Below are 23,750 nucleotides of genomic sequence, written 5' to 3'. Positions count from 1 at the left end.
ACTCAACCCTCCACTCTTTGCCACATAAATACATTCTTCTTCATATGATAGGTTTCTAAGGTATATCTCAGGGTCTCATGTTTTTTCGGGTTATAGTAAATCGGATATAGCAAATCCGTTTCCTCAGTTATCTCTCCCTGGCTTCTAGCTATGGCTTCAATCGACGTCCCCGGCATAACCCTGACATTATTCAAAACAATGGCCCCCAGATTTCGATTCGGCTTGTGAATCTCATACAATTGATCGATCAGCGCCTTGCCCTGTTCAATTGTCTCGATATTTTCACCCGGCACATTGGTCATGAAATGGTACATAACCACCACCTCGGTTTGGGCCGTCAGCTCTGCGGCCCTGAGTGTATCCGCTACTTTCAGATTTTTCTGCAGCACATCCAATGAGCTCTGGCATAAACCGTCCGGTGAAAAGGAAAAACAAATGCAGCCAGATTTTTCATAAAGCTTCACCTTGTCCAAATCCAACACATCTTCCCTAAAGAAACCAGTCCAGGTGACCTGCAGTTTTCTTCTTAAGATTTCCTCGCAGATTTCCTCCAGATGACCAACAGGCAGATTGACCACTGGATCATTGAAATGAAAATCCCTCAGTCCGTATTTAGCTTGCAGCATTTCCATCTCATCGACCACTTCCGCCGGATTGCGGCAACGCATGGTCACTCCTTGAAGCTGAGGATAAACACAGTAAGAACACTTCAAAGGACAACCTCTCTTGGTTTCAATGCCAAATGCCGGCACATAGTTATTAATATCCCGATACAAGTCGGGGGGCAGCAAATCCCGGTTGGGTACAAGATAGTCTTTAAACGTAAAATTTGAGGCTGCCGGATTCACGATCACTTGGTTCTTTTCCCGGTAACATAAGCCCGGGAGTTCTCCCGGTTGTTCAAAATTTTCCAACAACTTTGGCAAACTATATTCTGCTTCCCCCTGGATACCATAGCGAATTTCCGGAAGTTCTTCCATAATGCGCTTGGGAAACAGCGAAAAACCAGTTCCACCCACAATAATAGGGGTCTTCGGCAAAATTGCCTGCACCAGTTTCACCGTAATGACAAAGGGCGGGATCAGGGAACTGGTCTTATTCGCCAAAGGATCGATATTCCTTAAAGATAATCCCACGACCTCCGGTTGTTCGGCCAGAAGCTTAGCTTTTAAAGCCCCATAGGCATCAGTTTCCAGATTCATGTCCATCAGAACCACCTGGTGACCTGCCCGGCGAAGATGTGTTCCCAGGGTAACAATGCCAATGGGATATACGCGCTCAGATGTAAGGCTTTCTACAGAGGGCGTCTGAACCATAAGTATCTTCATCTGCGTCACTCCAATAACAGTAATGCGAAATATTTAATATAATCATCTTTTTCCGGTCGTGTTTCTAGGGAAAGTCCAGCTCTGCGAACCGTTTCGTAAACATCAATACCGGAGGACTCCATGGAAGGCCGTGCATTTTTATGATTTTTACAATTATCTCTACCGCCGCATTCCGGGCAAATACTGCAGGGACCCGCCCACAGCGAAAAGGCTCGATAATAGCCTGTTTTGAAGGCTGTATGTTCTGCTTGCAGCACCATTCTCTGAAAATCACGGGTTGGCGGCACACCCTGCAACAGCAAGCACTTAGAATAATCCTTCAGCATGGCTTGTGTTTTTTCAGACTGAATTGAATTAGGAGGACAGTGAGGAAGGCCAAAGCCATCGCAGCCAAATTCACACTTGAGTCCTACCCACTCCGGTACGTGAATGATATCCGCCTCAATCGGCTTCACAACCTCAAAGCCCAAGGTCTGTATTTTAGCTGACAATTGCTGCAACTCAGAAATACAAAGCTCTGCCAGTTTCGTCGGCTGCCTGGCCGCTATTAGAACTGAAGTATCTGATTCCAAAGGAATCAACTCCGTTACCGTCAAACCTGCATCTATTAGTTGCTGCTGCACCCAGGCCGACGAATAAACTTTGCCGTTATAGGTGTTTACCAGCATATTCAGATCCGATAAAGCTGCCTTGGCTGAAGCATGTTCCATGAAAAAATCATGAACGATTAACAGACCATCCTCCGCCAAATGGGCAGCGGCTTCAGAAAGCACATACCCAGTTTCTGCCTCAGCAAAGGCATGAACAATGTTGGATAGAATCACCAAGCTGTATTGTTTTTTTGGCAGTTCCCATGCCTCCAGGATATTGGTGGGCCGATATTGTATGCGGTCTGCATAAGCCTTTCCGGCATGAGTTTCTTCTGCATAGTCCAACACCTGTTCCATATCCAGCAGGGTCGCTTTCGTCTCTGGAAACTTTTTTAGAAATCCGGTAGAGAAAACGCCTAAACCTGAGCCAACATCCAGAATCTCTCCTTGCAGCTTGATCTGAGAAAAAATCGGCAAAATCTCTTCAATTTTATTCTTAACGATGCAGTCCATCGCCCGACAATAGCGGCGAAAACGTTCTCTGACAGCTTCTTCGGGCTCATCCATTGGTGGAAACAGCACCCGGGTGCCTTTTTCCAAACATTGATTCATGCTTTTCCAATTCTCAACTAGATATTTACGCCAAAGAATGGAATCCCCTTGATAAGTCTCAGAGCCCTGAACCAGATATTTTCGGGAGAGTTTTGTATTTGTACAATATCCATCCGCCTCAAAAACCAGTCCCAAGACTGCCAAGACATGTAGATAGCGTTTTAAACTTCTAAAATCATAGTTTAAGCCATTCGCCAGCTCCACCACGAGTTTCCCATTGGGCTCCAACAGAGTAAAAAGCCCTTGCTCCACCGCTGTAAAGAGCACCTCCGAATACCAATAGCCGGTAGCCAGATCTTCCAAGTATTGCGGGTTCATATCCTGTGGATCATGCATGGACCATACCCTCCGTATTTTCCGGTCCCGTAACCCCCGCGTCCGTAAACGTCAGCATTTTGTAAATAACCCGAGAAGCGGTCTCCACAATATTCATGGCCAGAGCCGCCCCAGTACCCTCACCTAAACGCAAGTTCAGATTTAGGATCGGCTTTAGACCTAATACTTCCAGCATATATTGATGTCCTGGTTCCATGGATTGATGGGCTGCGATCATATAATCAACGGTGTCGGGCGCCAAATTTTTCGCTACCAAGGCCCCGGCTGAAGATATCAGTCCATCGACTACCACCGGCACGCGATAATACGCTGCACCCAGAATCAATCCAGCAATCCCAGCAATTTCGAAGCCTCCTACCTTGGCCAGCACATCCAAGGCATCTTTTCCATCCGGTTTATTTATAGCAATCGCCTTTTCGATGACCTTTATTTTATTCTCCAAGGCACTGTCATTGAGACCGGTTCCCCGGCCAGTCACCTGCCGGGGGGATCGACCGGAAAACGCCGCCAGAATGGCGCTGCTCGGTGTTGTATTTCCGATTCCCATGTCTCCCGTACCCAACAGTTCAATGCCGCTTTTCATCAATAAGCCGGCAACTTCAATTCCTGCTTCCAGAGCTTGGACAGCCTGCTCCCTCGTCATAGCCGGACCTTTGGCTATATTTTGCGTACCATAGGCAACTTTATAGGAAAGTATTTTTTTTTGCTCCACCAAAGAGCTGAGATCCACCGCTACTCCCATGTCCACGATGGTCACACCGACCCCTGCCGCTTCGGCTAGAACATTGATTGCTGCGCCGCCAGCGACAATGTTATTTACCATCTGCGGAGTAACCTCTTGGGGAAATGCACTCACACCCTCCGCTACAACGCCATGGTCTCCAGCCATCGTCACCACCATTTTCTTCGCCACGGAAGGCATCATGCTTTCTTTAATGCCCGCCAACTGCTCGGCCAAATCCAACAAACACCCTAAACTATCACGCGGAATGGCCAGATCATCCAGCCGTTTTCTGGCCTTTACCCGCCAGGCCTGTTCTACCGGTCTGATGCCGGTTAAGACTTCTTCTAAAGATAATTGCATCATTTCACTCCTCTCAAAACTTGAACAATGGTAAGAGAACCATCATCATTAAAGTTAATATTTCTATCCATTCATTGGCTGCACCCAAAGTGTCACCCGTGATCCCGCCGAGTTTACCCTTGATAAAGCCATAAAACAGAATCACACCGATTAGACTGACCCCTAGGAGGATAACTCCGGACATTTTTAACAGCAGGCAGCCTACTCCTACCGCAATGATTGAGTTAACAGCCAGCTCCCGCCAACCAACGTAAGCGGTAAATGAGCCAGTTCCGCCGTCGCTTCTTGCATAGGTATAACGAGCAGCCCCATAAACCTGCGCCCAGCGCCCCAGCGTTGGTGCCAGTACCAACGCCATCATCTGTGAGGTCTGATCCAGTTCACCTAACAAAAGGCACCTCAGTAATACGACCAGTACCCCTGCCATCACCCCATGAGAGCCGACCCGGCTGTCCTTCATGATTTCCAGCATCCGCTCCTTGGGTCGTCCGCTGAAAATACCGTCAGCCGTGTCCATTAACCCATCGCCATGCAGATTCCCGGTCAATAAAATAACAAAAATGATTGCACCAAGATTGGCCACTGCAGGAGAAAATCCCAAACAAAGCACATAATGCAATCCGGCAGCTGCTCCGCCTATCAATAAACCAACCAAGGAAAAATAGGCCATGGACCGCGCCATCACCTTATCCCCCTCCATGCGGTCAATTGTAATAGGAATTTTGGTTAAAAATTGTAATGCTAGTAAAAATTCCACTTCCATCACACTTCTATCTTTAAAAAATAAACAAAAAAGTCCGCATCCAAAACGGGTGCGGACTTTTCCTTCATCCTCACAGCTGCCAGCTTATTCACGAAGCTAACAACGAAATCTTACAGGCAGGTCTCCTGACTCAGGTTCATTGCAACATTGTCCCTTCCTCCAAAAAGAGTGGTCATGACAATTGCTCCCCAATACAGTGGCGGGTCCGTCCGGGAATATCACCCGGTTCCCTATTATCCAACAGATAGTTGGCACCTGTAAAAAATTATAAATTTGAGATAAGCATAGCTTAATTCAATGTTTCTGTCAACTATGTAGAATGATGGGATTATTACCATTTTCTCAATTTTGCAACTATGATTTTGAGAGTGACAACCTTCTTCCGGGCTTGTACCAAGAATCTTACGCGCGTAAGATTCTTGGTACAAGCCCGGGAAGGTCACGGGAACCTGGGCAACTCTCCCCTGTTTACATTTTCCACAGCAGTTACATACTCTGGCTTTACCTCTTACAACAAACTTGACATGACAGGGTAATCTATCTCTTCCCCCGTTCCGCCAGCCATAGGCTTTAATCCGGTTTTAATGAAAGACGATCTGAAAATTGAATCCGAACCGTAACGCTGACGAATGAGATCAATAGCCCGGTCAAGACGCTTTTGTTTTTCACTATATTCTTGGAAGAAAGCCGTTTGAATAAAATCGTTTCCACATAATTCCGATACACTGACACCCATGTGCCGCAGAGGATGTCCCTGCCATAGTTCATCAAAGAGCTCACAGGCAAGTTGATGAATGGCCTTAGTGCTATCCGTGGCCGTATAAAACTTGCGCTGATGGGAGCAGTGATAAAATTCGTGGGTCCGGAAAGAGATAGAAACAAGTTTGGTACAATAGCCGGCATCACGGAGTCTGGCGCTAACTGTTTCCACAAGGGACAGGAGCAAAAGGTGAGCCGACTGCCGGTCCATAATATCAAAAGCCGTGGTGGTAGAGTTACCCATGCTTTTGATGACGGGATGCCGATTAACACGAACCAGAGAAATATCACGGCCATTAGCATAATTCCAGACAAGGCGGCCGTGGGATTTGAGAAAGAGCTCCAACCATTTCGGATCGGAGTTGGCCAAATCCCCTATCGTTTTAATACAGCGATCCTGGAGCTTTTTCGCAGTAGCCCGGCCTACCATAAAAAGCTCTTCCACCGGCAGAGGCCACATTTTTTTCTCGACTTCTTCCGGGAACAGAATATGTACTCTGTCTGGCTTTTTAAGCTCAGAACCCATTTTAGCAAGGAGCTTGTTTGAGGAAACACCAATGTTAACCGTAAATCCCAGTTCATCACGGATACGATTCTTGATACTGTGAGCTGCCTGAACAGGATCGCCAAAGAGCTTTTTGCTCTCCGTAAAGTCAAGAAAGTATTCATCCACTGAATACTGTTCTACAAAGGGAGAGTACTCCCTTAAGATATCGCCCATAGCAGTGCTGCACTGCATATAGAGGGAGTAGTTGGGCGGAACGACAAGTAAGCCTGGGCATTTCATCCTGGCAGTGTATAAGGTTTCGCCGGTTTGGATGCTAAAAGCTTTTGCAGGGATGGATTTAGTGAGAACAATGCCGTGGCGGGTCTGTTCGTTGCCGCCAACCACGGAGGGGACGGTACGGAGATCAAGGGAATCACCATGTTGAAGACGGTAAACAGCTTCCCATGAGAGATAAGCTGAGTTAACATCAATGTGCATAATAATTCTGTTTTGCATACATACATTCGCCCCTAACCAGAACGTTTGTTCTAATTATATGCCGAATGTCGAAAATTTAATAGAGGAAAGTTTTGGAGACTAAACTATATCTCCATTCAACTCATCGTTGGGGATGAAAAAACGCCCCTCGCTGGGGGCGTGACAGAGGAGGTTAAGAGAAAGCCGGTCTATATTTCAACCGTTATGTCCGGATATCTTTCTATATAGACATCATAGAACAAAAATGTTACTGTTTCGTGACCTTGATATTTAGAATATGTGAACGCGGATAGGATTAGGAATAATCCTAAGAAATCCCCAGACACCCTCTTGTGGCCTTCGTTACTTCCTTTATCCAGTTTAATAACTCTAAAATATATCCTCTATTGCTATCAACATATGAATAGGTATTTTCTTGACCTAGCTTCCGATAGATATCCTCTACAACAGCCTCCGTTTCACCGAATAAATCGTGCGCGACCGCCATATTGGGCTCAGTAATCAGCGATAACAGGCAGAAACTCTTCGTTAAAAGATCGGCTAAATCCTGCTCAAGTTCCAGACTAAGAGGATGGATTAATTTCTCGCTTAAGGAAAATATCTGCTCGATAGCAACGCTCATTCTTTCCAACCTACATAATGGCCCTATATATTTCAAACGAAAATCATCCTTCGGTTTGCCCCAAGCATGGTCTTTGCGTTTTTTTACAACTAATGCTCGGGCTTCTTGCAGAGTCTCACGCAGTTCTACAATATCATTTCCAGTGATATAAGTGTTTTGATTCAGCAAAGAACGAAAAGAGCATTGATATAAATTAATAACTTTGATTCTAGTCTCTTGAAAACACCGTTCTACCTCAATCTGATAATGTGGCGGATAAATAAACCAATTAACCAGATAGGCTACGGCTATCCCAAGTGCCGTATCGATGATCCGGTTCAGTGAGTAGCTGAGTGGATGTCCGGCGTTGTTAACCATTATGGCAATAAACACAATACTGGCTATATTCATAGCTTCGTTCCAATGCATCCTTTTTAAGATAGCCAGTGTAATAATAAGTCCAATACCTATCGAAACCGGGTTATTGAATGGAGTTAGAGCAAAAAGATACCCTGTTATTGCACCAACGATTGTCCCTTTCATGCGGTTAATTCCCTGATTAAGAGAATCTGCTATGGTCGCTTGCATAGCGATAACCGCCGCAATTGCACTGTAAAAGGGGTATTCAAAGTGAAGTAAATTAGCAATCCAAATGCATATCACTACTGCTATCCCAGTTTTGATGATCCGCCAACCAAAATGTAAATGAAGTTTTACCATAGATCCAAAAGTTTCACCTCTCTATATATGGAAAAGCGCTGTCAGTTATCAAAACAGTAACGGCGCCATCCCTTATTGCAATGTTAATTTTAAATTTCCTCTTTGTCAATGATATCCAATCCCGCCATATACAGCACACCCCAAAGCTCTCCGGCCAGAATGGCCACATAACTCAGTTCCTTGAACTCCTTCTCCTGGGCTTGTACCAAGAATCTTACGCGCGTAAGATTCTTGGTACAAGCTCGACGGGTTACCCCTGCCCTCCAACCCTCTCCAGGTTTAACCCTCCGACTGAAAAACCGACTGCCGGCAGCATCTTAGCTGCCGGCAGTCTCCTCTTCACCATAAAGGGCCTTTAAACCGAAGTCCTAGTTTGGTATTGTGCTAATTTAGATTTTATCTCCCGCCGGCTTTCAAGTCCTAAATTCTTTATTCTCGCTAAATTTTTGTCTGAGAGTTCCAGCAGTTCCCGGACCGTTTCTATATTTGCCCTATAGAGGGCATTAAACGACCGCGCGCTTAGATTCAAAATCTCGATTCCGGGAGATTCAGCTAACCGGCGACAAATGCTCTCACATTTTTCGGCATCATTGATATTGGCGTATTCTTTTTGACAGAACTCACAAATATACAAAGTGGTTACTCTCACCTTCACCATCCACGAGACACCCTCTCCTACATTTTAAACAAGAACCATTTGCAAGTTTGCAGCTCAAACTTTAGCTCAAAGGGTATTAATTTCCCGTTAATTTCCGTCTGACAACGGTAAATGAACATCCGATTTCCAGCTAGCTTTTCCTCTGATATCGACGTCACCTGCTGGACTCTTATAACCTTGTCACCAAGCCTGCAGCGGATAGGATTAGGAATACCATCCTGAGTAAACCAGGCAATCATTTCAACCGGTTTCATTAATACTATCATATTAACCGCACTTCGCCCAGTCACCTGTGATGCACTCAGTACAACCTCCGATATGTATGAGTTTATTCCGACAGACCGGACATTGGTTATGAGCAATTAACCAGGCTTCACAGGGTTCCAGGCAATAGGCCTTCCGATTACAATCTGCGCAAACATCCTTCATTTTACTCGCCTCACAGTACATATATTTGCTAAAATCGAACTCATGTTCTTATTATATCCTTCAGTTCGTAGTTTATCAATGATTTTGTTTGCGTAATTATAATTAACTAAGGTCAAAGACTCACAACAGTTGGCTTATATTAGGTCAACAGACCGTACATACAGCATCCAGTTTGAAAATCGGCGGTTTTTGAGATGACTAATCTAGATTAGTCTGACCTCAAAACCGCCGATTTTTAATCGACTCATTTAATCTGCTTGTGATTCCGGAAAAACTCTTGACGGTACCCCATTTATATAACATGACACCTCAATGTCAGCGCTTAATTTCATGATATTAAACACAGTACAATACTGCTCTACAAGCTTTATCGCTCTGACCACTTTAGATTCCAAGCCTTCATTCACTTCTATATGATAGTTTAAAGCAATTTTCGAAAATAGCTTTGGAGGCTCGGATTCACGCTCTGCCTCTACCTCCATGCTAATGCTATTGACCTTAATCCTCATTTTTTCTATGATTTCCAGGAAAACCCCCTGACTGCAGCCGATTAACCCTGCCAATAGCAGATCTGTCGGTCTCGGTCCTTTCTCATCAATTAGCAAATTAATATCCTGATTAAAAAAAACGCTGTTTTTTTGGCCCCCTTGCCATACGCTTGATACCTTCTGCATCGAATATCCCTCCTAATATTTACAATTTTTACAGGTTAGTCTCTATTCAGATTAGTTTTTACTATTTGTTGTTGCCAATAATTCTTTTCACCAGTCAGAGCTATAAACTCACCTTCCTTTAGGCAGTAAATTTATCACTTAAGCTCTCATAATTCATATATAGTATAGAGCAATAAACATCGCTATAATTGTAATTTAAATTACAATTATACCCCAAATTTAGCTTCTACTGCTTTTCCGCCATGCACAAAGCAATGCTCCAAACCACATTTACTTTTCAAGTTATTGAAGATTGAGTTCTCAATACCCCATCGTGCTCTTATTATTTTAAACAATGTCTTGAGCGCCATATCCATACAAGTCGTTATAATCATAATTTGTGAATTTATATGTTTCGGCAATTTATCTCTTTTGTTTTTATAAAAAAGAACCTCCAAAACTCATAAATTTCAATTTCGGAGGTTTCAGGATTATATTTTATAGTATATATTGATACTAGTCTTCTTCCTCTGTAGTAGCATGAACTATTGATGAATATGCGCTTGTATCAGAACTGTTTACAGCCTTTACTTTATAATAATAGGTTGTATCATCTGACAAGTCAGTATCAGTATAACTTGTGGCTTTAACGGTATCAATCTTTGAGTAAGTTCCTGAAGAAGAGGTTGCTCTATAAATATAATAGGATGTCGCATCACTAACAGAATCCCAGTCTAGGTATATTTCACTGGAACTTTCAACTGTAGCGGTAAGATCAGTTGGGGCCGACAGAGAACTGTTCGAATTGTTAAATGTGCTCTCGACAAGTTGTGTCAGACGTTCAGTTAATTGGCTTTTCATTTCTGTGGCTTGAGTTTCAGTAATAGTGCCCGCCGTTACTGCATCATCAATAGCATCGCCTAGAAGATCCTCTAGCTCCGTCAAAAGAGTGGCTTCACTAACATCATAACTTTCAGCGATTTCAACCAAGTTATTGCCAGCTTGTAATTCATCAGTAATGGTTTGTTCCTCGACGTTTAGAATACTTGCAACTTGTGTAATGATATTAATTGGCGACAGTTGTTGACTAGGCTGTTGTCCAACTCGTTGTCCAGGCTGTTCTCCAGATTGTTGTCCAACTCGTTGTCCAGGCTGTTGCCCAAATTGTTGTCTAACTCGTTGTCCAGGCTGTTCCCCAGATTGTTGTTGATTAGAAATACCCAATTGAAGCCACATATTCAACAGCCTCTGATCGTCCATTCCTGTTTGAAAGCCTATCATTTGCTGGGAGTTTCCTTGTATTGTGTCAGCATTTGCTACTGTTACATTTGACAGTACACTCCCCCCAAATAAGCACCCTACAGTTAAAGCACCAATGAATACTTTTTTACCAGATTTGAACATTAATTATTACCTCCTCTTAAATTATAGAGTAATAATAAACAGGACGTATGTAGTTGAAGTAAATAAAGTGATTAAGTTCTCCTTGAAGAGCTGGAGAAGGTTTCACCCACACCGAAATGGTCATTAGCCTTTTCCATCACTCGTTGCGAGACCAACTGAAAGCCCAAAAAGTGATTTAGCAAGTCTCTATAGCCAAAGAAACACAACGGTGCGCAAATTTACAAGGCTTTTTGACTCATTTAACTAGATGAAATTCGTATGTTTTGGGGTAGGGTTTAACCAAGTATACGAGTATTACTATTAACATAAATCCTATAATAAGTATACTAGAAATGATAATTATTCCCTGAAAAGCAACTGAATCTTTACTGAAAAGCAACTGAATCTTTACTATTCACCACCCTCATATAGCACTACCACGGTCTCCACGTGACCTGTCACTGGAATAATAACTTCATAAAATCTTCAATGAAGTAACACCAACGTGCGTTGAGTAGACAAAAAGATGTCGCGAAAACCCACTGAGGCCTTGGCGACATCTTGTTAACTAACTTCTTTGCATTAACACTTCACTAAGTTGATAGACATAAATTACAGAACTGGGTAGAGACTTTTTCGTCTTCGATAATTATCCAGTAATTCTTTGATAATATTTAGTGCTATTTCCAGTTCTTCCAGGGTATTTGGTGCACTGACAGCCAGCCGAATCGTTGGTTTTTCAGGTTTCGATCCTACATAGAATCGATTAGCAGATAAAATTTGAACACCTTTTTCTAATGCCAAGTATTCTAATTCAACATCATCATAGTTGCTTGGCAGCTGAAGAAATCGATAACATGAAGTTGGGGCCGGTAATACATCGTATCCTGTCATAATTTCATCAAAACGTTTATTGCGTTCTTTAAGCAAGCGGATTTTTTCTTCTTCTATGCGTTCATATGCCCCAGTTGATTGAAGAAGTGATACAATTTCCGAAGTGTATGGCGATGCCATCCAGATAATGTTGTTAAGTCCATGGGATAACTTCTCAACCAGAGATGACGGAGCAGCAATATACGATATACGAAAAGCCGGACTAATTGCTTTTGATGTACCCATTATAAACAGACTCTGCTCCGGAATATATGCGCTTACCGGCTTAATTTTCTTTTCCAGACTAAAGCTAAAGGTGGCGTCTTCTATAAGCAGTAAATTATTGTCTTCAATAACTTTCGCCAGCGCTTTTCTTCTTTCAACACTCAAGGTTACTGTGGTCGGATTGTGATAATCTGCCATTAAATAGATGCCCTTAGGTTGTTCCCGTTTACAGGTGGACTTTAAATCTTCAATATCCATACCCTGTTCATCTCCCAATACAGGAATTAGAATAACACTCATATATGAAGCTAAACTTATTAAACCTGTATATGTGTATTCATCAACAACGATTCTGTCCCCTTTTTCAAAAAGTGTCATAAGAATAATAGCCAACGCATTTTGTGTTCCCGATGTAATGAGAATGTTTTCAGCCTCAACATTGATTTTATACTTTATTAGCCAATTAGCCGCAACATAGCGATGTTTAATATGTCCTTCCGGCGGACAATAAGTCATGGTTAAGCCATAATCCATGGAATCCCGGACTTGTTTAATGTGCGTTTCAATTAAAGGATTGCATTCATAAAGAGGGATTGCCATACCTAAACTAATCAAATCAGTATCTTTATGATCCGTTAATAATGAGATGGGTAGTCCGGGACTTGCAGCTATAAAGGTCCCTTTCCCAACAATACCTTTAACCAAACCTTTTTCTTCACAAATTTTATACGCTCTTGTAACCGTACCATGATTAAGGCCAAGTTGGTTAGCAAGTACACGTTGCGGCGGCATTTTATAACCACGCATCAGTATCCCTTTATTAATATCATCTTGTATTGCTTGCACAAGGGCTTGATATAAGGGGATATCATCCCTTGTATTTAGTTTCGGTATCCAGCTTATTTCGTTACCATATTGATCCAGTTTCATCGTATTACCTTCTTTTATCTCGATATTTCTAACAATTGTATCTCCTACAATTCATTAAATTTGTATCTAATACAATATAACAATTGTATTACTCTTATCAAGTGATTTATAATCAATTGTATCACTAGTTAGGAGGTAAAACGAGATGCTGCAAATGATAATTTATTCAATAACCATTATGTATACACCTGGTCCTGTAACTATTACCGCTGCCAATATAGGCTTAAACCGAAAATTCAAAGATGGCTTACCTTTTTATGCCGGTGTTAGTTTAGCTATTTTCGTCCTGTACATATTGATCGGATTCTTTGGCAGCCTGCTGCTTCCATCCCATGACTTATGGCCCATCAGCTTGATTGGCGGTATATACATGCTCTATTTAGCTTATAAAATATTCCTCTCTAATGTTGATTTAAATAAAGCTTTTTTTACGAAGATAGGATTTCGCGATGGCTTTCTTATGCAGATTTTCAATCCAAAGGCTATAATTGCTGTAATGCCTGTTGTAACCATTTATTTTCCTCAATTAAATATCACCGGGATTAAAATTCTTTACATGGCTATCTTTTTTACCCTGCTTGTTTTTGGGGCACCAGCTTTATATGCTATTATCGGCCAGTTTTTCTCCGATATTATTCAGAACCAAAAAGTGATTCTTTTCTTCAATAAGATAATGTCTTTAATCTTGACTTACATTGCCTTATCCATTTTATACCACGACCTATATTTGCGCTTTTTCTAATCACTGTGGTTGAACCACGCCCACCAGTTTAAAAAATCGGCGGTTTTGAGACGACTAATCCAGATTAATCAGACACTCAAAACCGCCGATTTTTCAATCTCCAAACACTAGTTCACCAGCGTAAATATTTTTCAAATGGTCATTTACTGCGACCTTCAGATTACCAATAACCGCATCAAACTTTTATTGACTTATTCCAAGTATCTAATGAAAACGGATTTTTTTGGCATTCCTCTAGAAACTTCTTAAACGATTCTTCTTCTTTCCTTTTTTCCTCTTCATCAATTGACACCGTCATTTTTAGATTCTTACAGGAGATGACACCATGATTCTGATATTCTTCAATCACCCATAAATGCTCAATGGTATTAATATCAAATTCCGGATCGTTAAACACCGAATCATCAAAACCTTCGGGTAACCTCTGGGTCATATAGTCATTAAACAGCAACACTTCCATATGAGTTTCAGCTTTTCTAAATTCAAGGCTGGTTAATTCTTCAAAGCTTTCAAGGCTATTCTGATCATAACTTTGAGAAATAATATCCTCTATAAACAATCGTACTACTTCATACGACAGAAATCCTCCATAAAATTCCAGAATCATGGATTTCATAGACTTTTCTATAATTCGAATCCTTGCTTCGTGAAAACTTGGCCAACTTCCCTTGAAATTTTTTATTAATTCATCCGAACCTTCTATCATTTCAGGAGCTATAATTAAATTCATTTCTGCCGGACCACAAGGAATACTGGGACGTTCCTCCTTATTATGCAGGTACATAAAGGCTTTACTATTGAAAAAAAGGATATAGTGACCATATTCATCTTTTCCTTTTTCAACGACAAAACCTTCCTGACATAGTTGATTCGCAAATTTCAGCTTATACTTATAGGCCATCCCGTAATTACCTGAGAATTCCTCGTCCAGCCAAATTCTGTCTGCTACTGCATAGATATTTCTTTGCACTGTTCCGGTACCGTCTTTATTGTCAGTAACTATTGTATGGCTTCTGTTTTGAATAAAGGATATGTTGTCCTCAGCTCTTATTACCTGCATGACTATTATTCCCCCTCTATTTTAGCAAAGGCCTTCATTATAATAAGCAGTAGTTTAGAGCATTTCCACTCTGGCAACTCGTTTGTTTTGAACCATATAGAGCCGTCTCAGCAAAGCGGCTGCATTGAAGCTGATTCCTGCAATCAGCCCGACCCAGTAACCAAAGGCTCCTAACAAACTGAAATGGGCAAGGAGATAACCTGCCGGCAAAGCCACTAACCAATAGGCAACCAGAGCTGTTATAAAGGGTACAGTGACGTCTTTATAGCCGCGCAGGATACCCTGAATAGGAGTAGCGATGGCATCGGAGAACTGAAAAAACAAAGCAAAGATCAGAAACTGTTGGGTAAGCTGAATAACCTTCAATTCCTTGGAGTATAAACCGGCGATCTGCTCCCGGAAGCTGAGCAAGATAATGGCTGTGAGCACGGCCATCACCAGCGAGCTGACAATTCCCAGCCGGGAATAAAGCCTTGCATCCTGAAAACGGTGAGCTCCTGCCTCAAAGCCCACCAGTATCGTCATCGCTATGGAAAAGCTCAGCGGAATCATGTAAATCATGCTTGCGAAATTCATCGCCCCTTGGTGAGCAGCGATGGTCGCGGTGTCAAAGGCACTCATGAGCAAAGTCACTGCAGCAAAGATGCTGGTTTCAAAGAAGATGGAAAACCCAATGGGAATCCCGATTTTCAATTGTTCACCCCAAGTTGGAAGGGAAATGGGATAGCCTTTGCCGAAGACATGATAGGCAGAAAATGCCGGATGACGCACTATTATCCAGATGGCAATCAGGATTAAAAACCAATAGGACAGCGCTGAAGCTATACCGGCACCCACGCCCCCCAAAGCCGGAAAACCGAATTTCCCAAAAATCAGGATATAGTTAAGCAAGACGTTGATAGGCAATGAAAGCAGCGCCATCAACATGGTAATCCGGGTTTCGCCCAAGGCGTCCATAAATGAACGCAGGATCTGATAAACGAAAAGGGCCGGAATTCCAAAGGCCAGTGCGATTAAATATTTGCGCGCGATTTCCCGGACTCCTGATTCAAGCATCATCGATGAAAGGGCCCAGTCCAAAGTCAGACTGCCTATTAAAATAACACAAACGGCAAGAATTATCGCTAAGTAGACACCCTGAATTACTTTGTGGGCGACTTCATAATTCCGTCTGCCACCGATTAAATGGGCCACAATCGGTGTGATAGCTGAAAAAACTCCGCCTAATCCGGTGCTGACCGGAACCCAGAGGCTTGAGCCTATAGCTACTCCGGCCAAATCAGAGGGACTAGCCTGCCCTGACATCATGGTATCAAAGAAGGTCATTGAGAAAAGTGTAACTTGAGTGACCAGAATCGGAAAAAGTATGATGAAAAACTGCCTGAGCTTTTCTTTAATTGAATGTGTTTGCTCCATTTCTGATAATTCCCTTCGTTAGGAACATTCGTCAGGAATATCCCGTCTGCCTGATGAACATTTTATCTTTACTTAAAATAACTCCCTAGACTAAAAAGTTTAGAAAAAGAATACTAATCCTAGTTATATGTCTTAAATAAATTGTTAACGTATTGGTCTTCCAACGTTTTTAACAATACAAAAGCAATTGCCAGGAACACAATGGGATATATGCAATTGATCGATATTATAGTGTTTTTCCCCATAAATACTTTTGTTAACATTACTACCGCCCACGCTGCCGTAAAACCGATGATAAATACTATTTGGGTTTTGCGATTATGCTTAGAGAATTCGAAGGAATTCCGAGTGAAATAACCATAAACACCAAACGCAATAACCACTGCCAAAAGGGATGAAATGAGAAATCCTGACGTAATTGGCATAGTGAATTGACCGAGCTTAAATATATTGATGATTGTTGAGGAGAAAAGAATCTCCACCAGATACAACGTACCAACGCCATAAACAAGGATGTACAACAATGTCAATGTTTTTTCATATAGTGTTTTCGTTCTGCCATTTTTCATCAGCTCGTTACATAATGATTTATAGTCATCACCAATAACGTCATCAAATTTTTCATTCCTCAATTGAGTTTCCAGGGCCATACCTGTGAGTTCTTTACGAATTATTTCAATATCATAGTCACATAAGTCCGATGATCTTAGATAGCACACCATATCCGTTATAATAGCATTGTTTTCTTTTGATAATTGCCTGTCTAGAACATTATTTTCTTTGCGCAGCTTCTCTAACTGATTAGCCATTACTTTCCCTCCAAAGTTAAAATCTTGCTTACCGCCACAGAAATACTCTTCCAATATGCTTCAAAAGAATTCAATGCTTCTAGGCCGTTTTGGGTTATAAAATAATATTTTCTGCTTGGCCCTAGCGGAGAAGGTCTAAACTCCCCGTAGATAAGGTCTTTCTTTTCCAGTCTTACAAGCAGCGGATAAATTGTACCTTCACGTATGTCAGCGAAACCATAATCTGTTAGTTTCAACATTATTTCATAACCGTAGGTGACCTCCAAACTGATAATCTTTAAGATACAGCCCTCTAATGTTCCGCGCATCAGTTGGGATTTATCAAACATAATTCTTCCTGCTTTCTTAGTTCCCATGCTAACTATAATGTGATACATAGTAGCTTGCTACATTGTAATACATAGTAGGGCCAATGTCAAAAACTAATAACAGCCATGAAGTCTCCTTCATAGCTGTATCTCAAACCTGCTCGGCACAAAAGACAAAGTCACAAAATCGGCCTCCCCTGGAAACATCTGTAAGCCCATGCTCAAGCCCCGCACAGCAAAGGTCGGCGGATCCAGATGATAGACCTGAATGAGAACCAACATTATACAATGCAGTTACTTACCCAATCCTAACTTGTATAAGTTTAATATCTTAAAGCTGAAAATGAGTCACATTTAGATAAAAAATATTACACAGTTTAATAAATTTAGGATTACCAGTTTTTTCTACGCCATAGACGTTGATGGGGCACAGACATCTACAAAGATTTTTTTAGACAATATATTGACCATGAGCGATTTTCTATACTATATTTTAGACAATATATTGTTTATTCATGTTAAGCAAAATACCTAATGGATGTAAAGGAGAACCAATCATAATGCAAATTGAAGTAAACGAAACAACCTCGATGGTCGATGACCAAATTCAAACCGTTATTTCAGGGCTAACCCCTTACAGCCGATTAAATATTCAATTGAAAACTACTCTGCCCTGGTGCCCAAGTGTCGAATTTTCCTCTTATGCCAATTACATTGCCGATTCCACAGGCATCGTCGATTTGAACACCGTTGCCCCAATTGAAGGCACTTATGAACATGCGAATCCGATGGGATTGGTTTATTCCCTGCAAGTAACTGAGCCTCTCAACCAAGACTTAGCAACTAATATTACCATCGATCATCCGATGGTTTTTCACTTCACCTTTGAAACCGATATGCAAAGGGAAACCTTACAGATAAAAAGATTATTTAAAACAGACGATATTATCGTGACCCCTATCTACGATTCGTTTAACGGTCGGCTCTTCCACAACGGTGACCCAACACGCAAGACGATTTTAATGCTCGGCGGATCCGACGGACAAATGGAAGCGCTTAGCCTATTGGCCGCACCGCTTGCTTCCAGAGGATTCACTGTCCTCGTCATCCCTTATTTCGGTGCAGAAGATTTGCCGGAACGACTTGAGATGGTACCTCTTGAATGTTTCGAAAAGGTCTTTCATTGGATTGAAACGAGCAACCTGACACAAATGGGTGATATCTATCTGCATGGAACATCTAAAGGCAGAGAACTCGCACTATTACTCGCTTCGCGCTATCCCCAAGTTAAAAAGGTAGTTGCCGTTGAACCGCACACCTATTGTTTTCAAGCTCTAAACGGCTTAATGAGCGGAAATCTCGTCTCTTCTTGGTCTTACGGAGGTGCTTCAACACCCTTTATTCCGGTCGAGAACAACATCTTTTTCGAAGAATTAAATAAAGACGTCGAAAACAACTCTCCGTTCGGATTTGCCAGTACTTATAAACGCGCAATTGAGAAAGCAACGAACCGTGAAGAAGCGCGTATTAAAATCGAAAATGCTTCGGCGGACCTTCTTCTGATCTGCGGTAAATCGGATAATATATGGAATAGTTATGACGGTTGTCTGGAACTCCTCAAAGCTGCCAAGTCAAATGACTATATTCAAGATGTCAAGCTTTTGGCTTATGAGGACATGGGGCACCCGTTGCCGATCCCGTATATTCTTCCCATCACCTTAACACTTCGGATGCCGATGCATGGCGGTATCTTCACTTCCGGAGGCACCGTTGAAGGCAACAGCAACGCTCAATATGATTCTTGGAAGAAGACGATTGCATTCTTTCAGGCATCTTAGCGTCACAACATTAGCGCGCACTATTATCTGTCTATGAAATTGCATTTATGGTATTATAAAAAGAAAGCTAACTAATCAGGCAGGATTCAAGAGGTTAATGCCCAATGGATTTTAACAAAGAGTTGAAAATATTACATACGATGGAGCAGGTTTTTGCCACCTTGATCGCTACATCAAATAAAGTGCAAATGGCAGGCGATGCATACTGTGATCCGTTGACATCAAGACAATATATGACAATTTTGGCGATTCTTCATTTGCCGGAAGATGAGACCACCTTTGTCAATATTGCCAACAAACTCGGTACCACAAAACAGAACGTCACCCAGATCATTAACAGTCTGCAGAAAAAGGAATTTGTAACTATCCTTCCCAGTCTGAAGGACAAGCGCGCCATCAACGTACGCATGACCCAAGCAGGACTTGATATTATGGTCAAATGCGCAAAAAACGTCACCGTCGATTACATGGCAGATATATTTAGGGGCTTTATCCAACAAGAATTGGATGTTTTATGGCAATTGCTGTTGAAACTCTATCATTTTGACGGTGTCAAAATGGACGGATTCGAAGAGAAGGTCCAGATCCCCAATACCTATACGGAAGAAGAACTTCGTGAAGGGCTTGAAAGATTTGAAAAAAGACGACGCAGTTAACCCTGAATTTGGATTAACCGCGTCGTTTTATTACGCCATATCATTATAAAAAGGCTTTCCTGGCCAACAGTTCCTCGTGGCTTCCACTTTCGATAATATCGCCGTCCTGCATGACCAGAATAAGATCGGCATTTTGAATCATGGACATATAATCCGGAAGTTTTAAATCCAGCCAAAAGTCTCGTTACATAAGGATCTTTACATAACAAATACGCTCTCGAGGACCGTCAAACTCGCAAAAATAAATGCCCTGCCAACGGCCTAAGAGCAATTTTCCATGATGAACAATGACAGTTTGAGATGCCCCTACAGTGCTTGTTTTTAAGTGCGCAGCAGAATTACCCTCAAAATGCCTATCGCTAGCCAGGTTCCATGGATAAATCTCATCAAGTCTCTGCAGAAAGTCCTTCTGTACATCCGGATCAGCATTTTCATTGATAGTGATCCCTGCCGTAGTGTGGGATGAATATATTACCACTAGACCTTCTTGGACATTTTCCTGCACCAGGAGTTTCTCTACTTCGTATGTTATATCCAGCATTTCGTCCCGTTTTCTAGTTTTCAAATGTATCTTATGAATCATGATTGCTCTCCAATCTATCTCATCACCTAAATACTAGACACTAGTATAGCCCACACTTATTTTTTCAAGTAGAACTTGTCTCCTCACTTTTCACCTGTTCTATAAACCAATCGATTAAACTCCGGGCTATACTTCCGGTTCTAGGTATCAGCGGAAGCTGATCCACATCAAACCATCCGGCATTCAAGATTTCATTTTCATCAATATTTATGTTCCCACCAGCGTATTCCGCTGTAAAACCAACCATCAGAGAATCCGGGAAGGGCCAAGGCTGGCTGCTAAAATATCTAATATTTTTAACTTCCAGGCCAACTTCTTCTCTGACTTCTCTTTGCACACACTCTTCAAATGTTTCCCCCGGCTCTACAAAACCAGCCAAAACACTATAGAAGTCGGCTTGAAAGCGACTCCCCTTCGCTAATAATATTTCGCGGTCTCTTGTAATCGCCACTATAATTGCCGGAGAAATTCTTGGATAGTTTACAAGCCCGCATGATGGACAAAGCTTAGCCTTTTCATCTATTTTGTTTTCTGTCCGAGCTCCGCACTGGCTGCAGTACTGATGGGTACGATCCCAATGTAGAATTTGATAGGCTTTACCTGCTAAGAAAAACAAAGCATCCGGGATCTTGCCAAGTAAACGATACAAGTCGCAAAACAACATATTTTCCGGAGCAACAATCTCCGGGGTAAGTTCTGCCGCATAATAAGAACGCCCCTCCACTTGGCCCAGGAATTGACTACGAACCAGCTTCTTGCTTAATTTAAAGAAATCAATCTCCGGTAAAGTAAATTCCAGCACTTTATCTTCTGAAATGAGTATTTTATTCCCTTTAAACAACAACCAATATTCCATTGAATCCCCATCAACTTTGCTAAACACTAAGCATCCTCTTTTCTTATGAAAAGCTATCTTCAATTTTACAGTTCTCTTTACCCCAATATCTGTTCCACCATTAATACTTCTTCTTAAGAATGGAAATTCCCTTTATATTTCAAATACCAAAAACGCCCAAAGCCCTCCGGTGCCCGTCCGTCACAGCGTCGAGAAGGCCTCTGTTTATCCTCCGTTTATATTGGCGTGTTAAAATAAAAACAACTATTTGAGAACGGAGGCCTTGGCATGAATACCATCCTGATTGTTGATGATGATCCATATATCTGCGACAATTGCAAAGCGCGGTGATTTTACCGGCCCCCCCAATGGTCGAAGAAAAATATCTCTATAACAGCCGAACTCGACAAAGCCATTGTTTCCGCTGACGAGGAACTTCTTTCCCAAGTCTGGATTAATCTCCTGCACAACGCCATCAAATTTACGCCGGAGAGTGGTAGGATTCACATTACCCTTGCCACAAAGGTTGGGAAAACGATCTGCGCCATTGCCGACAACTGCATGGGTATCTCATCGGAAGATCAGATCCATATCTTTGAGCGCTTCTACAAAGTGGATAAATCCCGATACCGCTCCCTTGGCGGCAATGGTCTGGGGCTGTCCCTTGTAAAAAAAATTGTGGAGCTGCACGGCGGTATTGTGAGGTAGAAAGCGTGCAAGGAAAAGGCACAACCTTCATCGTCACCCCAAGCAGAAGGCTGCATCTCCCGTCTTGATGGTATGTTCCATCGTTAGTCTGACTTGCTCTTCATTTCCGAAGGTCAGCATGTCATCAATTTGTATAGCCGTTGTAAAAAGATAGAACGGTCCTCCGGCTTTGGCGATTTCCTCAATGACTAAAATCTGAGTCAGGATATCGGCCGGTGTACCGCCGTACTCTTCAGGAATCCCCCAACAGAGAAAAACCGTTGTCAACCAAAGCCTTATCCAATTTAGCCGGATACTCGTGTTTTTTATCACATTCTTTGAGATAGCTTTCCGGCATTTCCCTTTCTACAAGCTCTCTGAGACTTTCAGCAGAAGTTCCTGTTCTTCCGTTTTTCTGAAATCCATGATTAGTCCTCCTTTTATAATGAGTTGTAATGATTTATTATAAGTTCCCATCAATTATCCCTTGATATTGCAAATCCCCAAGCCCATACTCAGGGAAAAGCGCGAATAGTTCAGCCATAAGATTCTCTTTGCCTAAATTGCTTCTGATATATTTTAAAATCGGGCTTTCTTCTTCCATATAGTTTAAATACATTTTTATTGCTTGATAGGTTACAGGCAGCACTTTTGAATCAGGCATTTTGTGTTCACATAAAACAGCCTCATAGATATTAACATATCCATTAATATCAATCTCAAATGCATCTGGAAACATTCCTGAAATTCTTTCAAGTGCCATGCAAAAAAGAACATCACCTTGATATTTAATCTGTTCAAGATATGCTAAAATTGTAATCAAATTTATTTGACAAAACATATCATCTCCAAACCATAAGACAATAATATCAAATTCTTTGTTAAAAATAGGTTTTAAAGGCTCCAGCACTATCCTATGATACTCAGCTTCTGTCGTTTTTAATGAATTGACTCTTTTTTCTATGAAAGAATCTGAAAATATTTCGATAGCAGTTTCTCCCCAGCACATTGCCTCATTAAATGGTACATAAGTTTGTTTTTCATTAATTAGTCGACTCTTTTTAAATTTCTTAAGCATATCCAGTCCATTGAGAACGTGAAGAATGTTAACCGGATATTTTTCTTCAATTCTCACTTGAAGATTTCTGACTATATTATTCATAACTCCATTTCCTTCATTACCACAAATTATTGAAGTTCTTTTTTTATATGTCACCTGAATTGGTGATTTAGTACGTCGATATTTATTGGGTGTTATACCGAACATATCAGCAAAAGCTCGGGAAAAAGCTTCCTGCGAGGAATAACCGTATTTTATTGCAATATTGATAATGCTTATTTGTGTGTTCTTAATATCTTCTGCCGCACAAGTAAGTCGGCGCTTTTTTATATAACTTTTCAAAGTTTCGCCAAAAGCTTGATGGAACAGCACAGAAACATAATACGGTGAATACCCGCAGTATTGCGCCACATCACTTAAAGAAAGATTTCCTGTCAGATTTTCCTCAACATACAGAACCGCCTTTTCAATCTCAGATTGCATCATGAGACCTCCTCCTCCTGAGAACAGGATACCATAATAGTAAGGATTTATTTTGATATTAATTGGGATACAAACTTTTTCCTCAGAAATCCCAGCAAACTATCATCAAATCCATGCAGCAAATGATCGAGCAGAGATCAGAGGATAAGATTACAGTGGCTTTAAAGGCAATTTTGAAAAACGCGGAACTTCACAGCGAAATCCGCCTTGAAAAACTTACGCCTCGGATCATCTCATTGCCATGGGATCTGCTGCGGTCCGAACTTGATAATATTTTTATTCTTCTCGTTCATATGCAGGCAGGTATTGTCCAACAAAACAATACATAAAAAAACGCCCTTGTA

At 41.6% G+C, this 23,750-nt stretch carries 23 protein-coding genes, 1 pseudogene and 1 riboswitch; of the genes and pseudogenes, 5 read left to right on the top strand and 19 right to left on the bottom strand.

Annotated elements, in window-relative coordinates; genetic code table 11:
• Positions 1-2: 2 nt before the first annotated feature.
• The 11 genes from bzaD to DESOR_RS11980 all read right to left on the bottom strand — a co-directional run bounded on the left by bzaD (position 3) and on the right by DESOR_RS11980 (position 12,929).
• A complete protein-coding gene (bzaD, locus tag DESOR_RS12035) occupies positions 3-1,328 on the bottom strand; it encodes a B12 lower ligand biosynthesis radical SAM protein BzaD (protein WP_014184859.1) in 1,326 nt (441 codons plus the stop codon).
• 5 nt (positions 1,329-1,333) lie between these two features.
• A complete protein-coding gene (locus DESOR_RS12030; protein ID WP_014184858.1) occupies positions 1,334-2,866 on the bottom strand; it encodes a DUF2284 domain-containing protein in 1,533 nt (510 codons plus the stop codon).
• Positions 2,859-3,950: a nicotinate-nucleotide--dimethylbenzimidazole phosphoribosyltransferase gene (gene cobT / locus DESOR_RS12025; protein WP_014184857.1), complete on the bottom strand. Its 1,092-nt coding sequence runs from the start codon at positions 3,948-3,950 to the stop codon at positions 2,859-2,861. Before cobT ends, DESOR_RS12030 begins: the two co-directional genes overlap by 8 nt.
• A 13-nt stretch (positions 3,951-3,963) precedes the next feature.
• Complete coding sequence (cobS, locus tag DESOR_RS12020) at positions 3,964-4,713, bottom strand: adenosylcobinamide-GDP ribazoletransferase (protein WP_014184856.1); 750 nt, start codon at positions 4,711-4,713, stop codon at positions 3,964-3,966.
• 98 nt (positions 4,714-4,811) lie between these two features.
• A riboswitch (cobalamin riboswitch) is annotated at positions 4,812-4,987 on the bottom strand.
• Between the two features lie 234 nt (positions 4,988-5,221).
• Positions 5,222-6,475, bottom strand: coding sequence for a DNA polymerase Y family protein (locus tag DESOR_RS12015; protein WP_014184855.1), 1,254 nt, complete (start codon positions 6,473-6,475; stop codon positions 5,222-5,224).
• 289 nt (positions 6,476-6,764) lie between these two features.
• Positions 6,765-7,778 carry an FUSC family protein gene (locus DESOR_RS27395; protein ID WP_014184854.1) on the bottom strand — a complete coding sequence of 338 codons (1,014 nt, stop codon included), beginning with the start codon at positions 7,776-7,778 and terminating at the stop codon, positions 6,765-6,767.
• A 355-nt stretch (positions 7,779-8,133) separates the two neighbouring features.
• Positions 8,134-8,436, bottom strand: a complete 303-nt coding sequence (locus tag DESOR_RS12005) for a DNA-directed RNA polymerase subunit alpha C-terminal domain-containing protein (RefSeq protein WP_042331141.1) — start codon at positions 8,434-8,436, stop codon at positions 8,134-8,136.
• 17 nt (positions 8,437-8,453) lie between these two features.
• Positions 8,454-8,690 carry a hypothetical protein gene (locus DESOR_RS12000; RefSeq protein WP_242832497.1) on the bottom strand — a complete coding sequence of 79 codons (237 nt, stop codon included), beginning with the start codon at positions 8,688-8,690 and terminating at the stop codon, positions 8,454-8,456.
• 423 nt (positions 8,691-9,113) lie between these two features.
• Entirely contained in the window at positions 9,114-9,539 is a 426-nt protein-coding gene (locus DESOR_RS11995) for an OsmC family protein (protein ID WP_014184852.1), read from the bottom strand.
• A gap of 495 nt (positions 9,540-10,034) precedes the next feature.
• Positions 10,035-10,922 carry a fibronectin type III domain-containing protein gene (locus DESOR_RS11985; protein WP_014184851.1) on the bottom strand — a complete coding sequence of 296 codons (888 nt, stop codon included), beginning with the start codon at positions 10,920-10,922 and terminating at the stop codon, positions 10,035-10,037.
• A gap of 591 nt (positions 10,923-11,513) precedes the next feature.
• On the bottom strand, positions 11,514-12,929 hold the full coding sequence (locus DESOR_RS11980; RefSeq protein ID WP_014184850.1) for an aminotransferase-like domain-containing protein: 1,416 nt from the start codon (positions 12,927-12,929) through the stop codon (positions 11,514-11,516).
• A gap of 145 nt (positions 12,930-13,074) precedes the next feature.
• On the opposite strand from DESOR_RS11980, the gene DESOR_RS11975 reads away from it, so the two are divergent.
• Positions 13,075-13,671: a LysE family translocator gene (locus DESOR_RS11975; RefSeq protein ID WP_014184849.1), complete on the top strand. Its 597-nt coding sequence runs from the start codon at positions 13,075-13,077 to the stop codon at positions 13,669-13,671.
• 175 nt (positions 13,672-13,846) lie between these two features.
• On the opposite strand, the gene DESOR_RS11970 is transcribed toward DESOR_RS11975, so the two are convergent.
• The 4 genes from DESOR_RS11970 to DESOR_RS11955 all read right to left on the bottom strand — a co-directional run bounded on the left by DESOR_RS11970 (position 13,847) and on the right by DESOR_RS11955 (position 17,285).
• Complete coding sequence (locus DESOR_RS11970; protein WP_014184848.1) at positions 13,847-14,731, bottom strand: hypothetical protein; 885 nt, start codon at positions 14,729-14,731, stop codon at positions 13,847-13,849.
• Between the two features lie 54 nt (positions 14,732-14,785).
• A complete protein-coding gene (locus DESOR_RS11965) occupies positions 14,786-16,147 on the bottom strand; it encodes an MATE family efflux transporter (protein ID WP_014184847.1) in 1,362 nt (453 codons plus the stop codon).
• A 119-nt stretch (positions 16,148-16,266) separates the two neighbouring features.
• Positions 16,267-16,956 carry a DUF1129 domain-containing protein gene (locus tag DESOR_RS11960; RefSeq protein WP_014184846.1) on the bottom strand — a complete coding sequence of 230 codons (690 nt, stop codon included), beginning with the start codon at positions 16,954-16,956 and terminating at the stop codon, positions 16,267-16,269.
• Positions 16,956-17,285, bottom strand: a complete 330-nt coding sequence (locus tag DESOR_RS11955; protein ID WP_014184845.1) for a PadR family transcriptional regulator — start codon at positions 17,283-17,285, stop codon at positions 16,956-16,958. Before DESOR_RS11955 ends, DESOR_RS11960 begins: the two co-directional genes overlap by 1 nt.
• A gap of 539 nt (positions 17,286-17,824) precedes the next feature.
• Between DESOR_RS11955 and DESOR_RS11950 the strand changes: the two genes are divergently transcribed.
• Both DESOR_RS11950 and DESOR_RS11945 read left to right on the top strand, forming a co-directional pair.
• The gene (locus DESOR_RS11950) at positions 17,825-19,102 is read left to right on the top strand and encodes an acyl-CoA thioesterase/bile acid-CoA:amino acid N-acyltransferase family protein (protein ID WP_014184844.1); all 1,278 of its coding nucleotides are present in this window, start codon (positions 17,825-17,827) and stop codon (positions 19,100-19,102) included.
• Positions 19,103-19,206: 104 nt separating this feature from the next.
• Positions 19,207-19,758: a MarR family winged helix-turn-helix transcriptional regulator gene (locus DESOR_RS11945; protein ID WP_014184843.1), complete on the top strand. Its 552-nt coding sequence runs from the start codon at positions 19,207-19,209 to the stop codon at positions 19,756-19,758.
• 184 nt (positions 19,759-19,942) lie between these two features.
• Here DESOR_RS11945 and DESOR_RS11940 read toward each other — a convergent pair whose 3' ends face one another.
• On the bottom strand, positions 19,943-20,341 hold the full coding sequence (locus DESOR_RS11940; RefSeq protein WP_014184842.1) for a secondary thiamine-phosphate synthase enzyme YjbQ: 399 nt from the start codon (positions 20,339-20,341) through the stop codon (positions 19,943-19,945).
• Between the two features lie 64 nt (positions 20,342-20,405).
• Entirely contained in the window at positions 20,406-21,224 is an 819-nt protein-coding gene (gene nudC / locus DESOR_RS11935; RefSeq protein ID WP_014184841.1) for an NAD(+) diphosphatase, read from the bottom strand.
• A gap of 315 nt (positions 21,225-21,539) precedes the next feature.
• Here nudC and DESOR_RS28060 point away from each other — a divergent pair.
• A pseudogene (locus DESOR_RS28060) lies at positions 21,540-21,952 on the top strand (sensor histidine kinase); the annotation flags it as partial.
• On the opposite strand, the gene DESOR_RS28055 reads toward DESOR_RS28060, so the two are convergent.
• Positions 21,918-22,196 carry an acyl-CoA dehydrogenase family protein gene (locus DESOR_RS28055; protein ID WP_242832496.1) on the bottom strand — a complete coding sequence of 93 codons (279 nt, stop codon included), beginning with the start codon at positions 22,194-22,196 and terminating at the stop codon, positions 21,918-21,920. The pseudogene DESOR_RS28060 and the gene DESOR_RS28055 sit on opposite strands and share 35 nt — an antisense overlap.
• A gap of 130 nt (positions 22,197-22,326) precedes the next feature.
• Entirely contained in the window at positions 22,327-23,409 is a 1,083-nt protein-coding gene (locus tag DESOR_RS28050; RefSeq protein ID WP_148265267.1) for a helix-turn-helix transcriptional regulator, read from the bottom strand.
• Positions 23,410-23,468: 59 nt separating this feature from the next.
• Between DESOR_RS28050 and DESOR_RS30285 the strand changes: the two genes are divergently transcribed.
• A complete protein-coding gene (locus DESOR_RS30285; RefSeq protein ID WP_042331136.1) occupies positions 23,469-23,735 on the top strand; it encodes a hypothetical protein in 267 nt (88 codons plus the stop codon).
• Positions 23,736-23,750: the final 15 nt, after the last annotated feature.

The organism is Desulfosporosinus orientis DSM 765, from assembly GCF_000235605.1.
GTDB lineage: Bacteria > Bacillota > Desulfitobacteriia > Desulfitobacteriales > Desulfitobacteriaceae > Desulfosporosinus > Desulfosporosinus orientis.
Note: the sequence above shows the minus strand (reverse complement) of the source record. Positions and strands in the feature narration are given on the sequence as shown.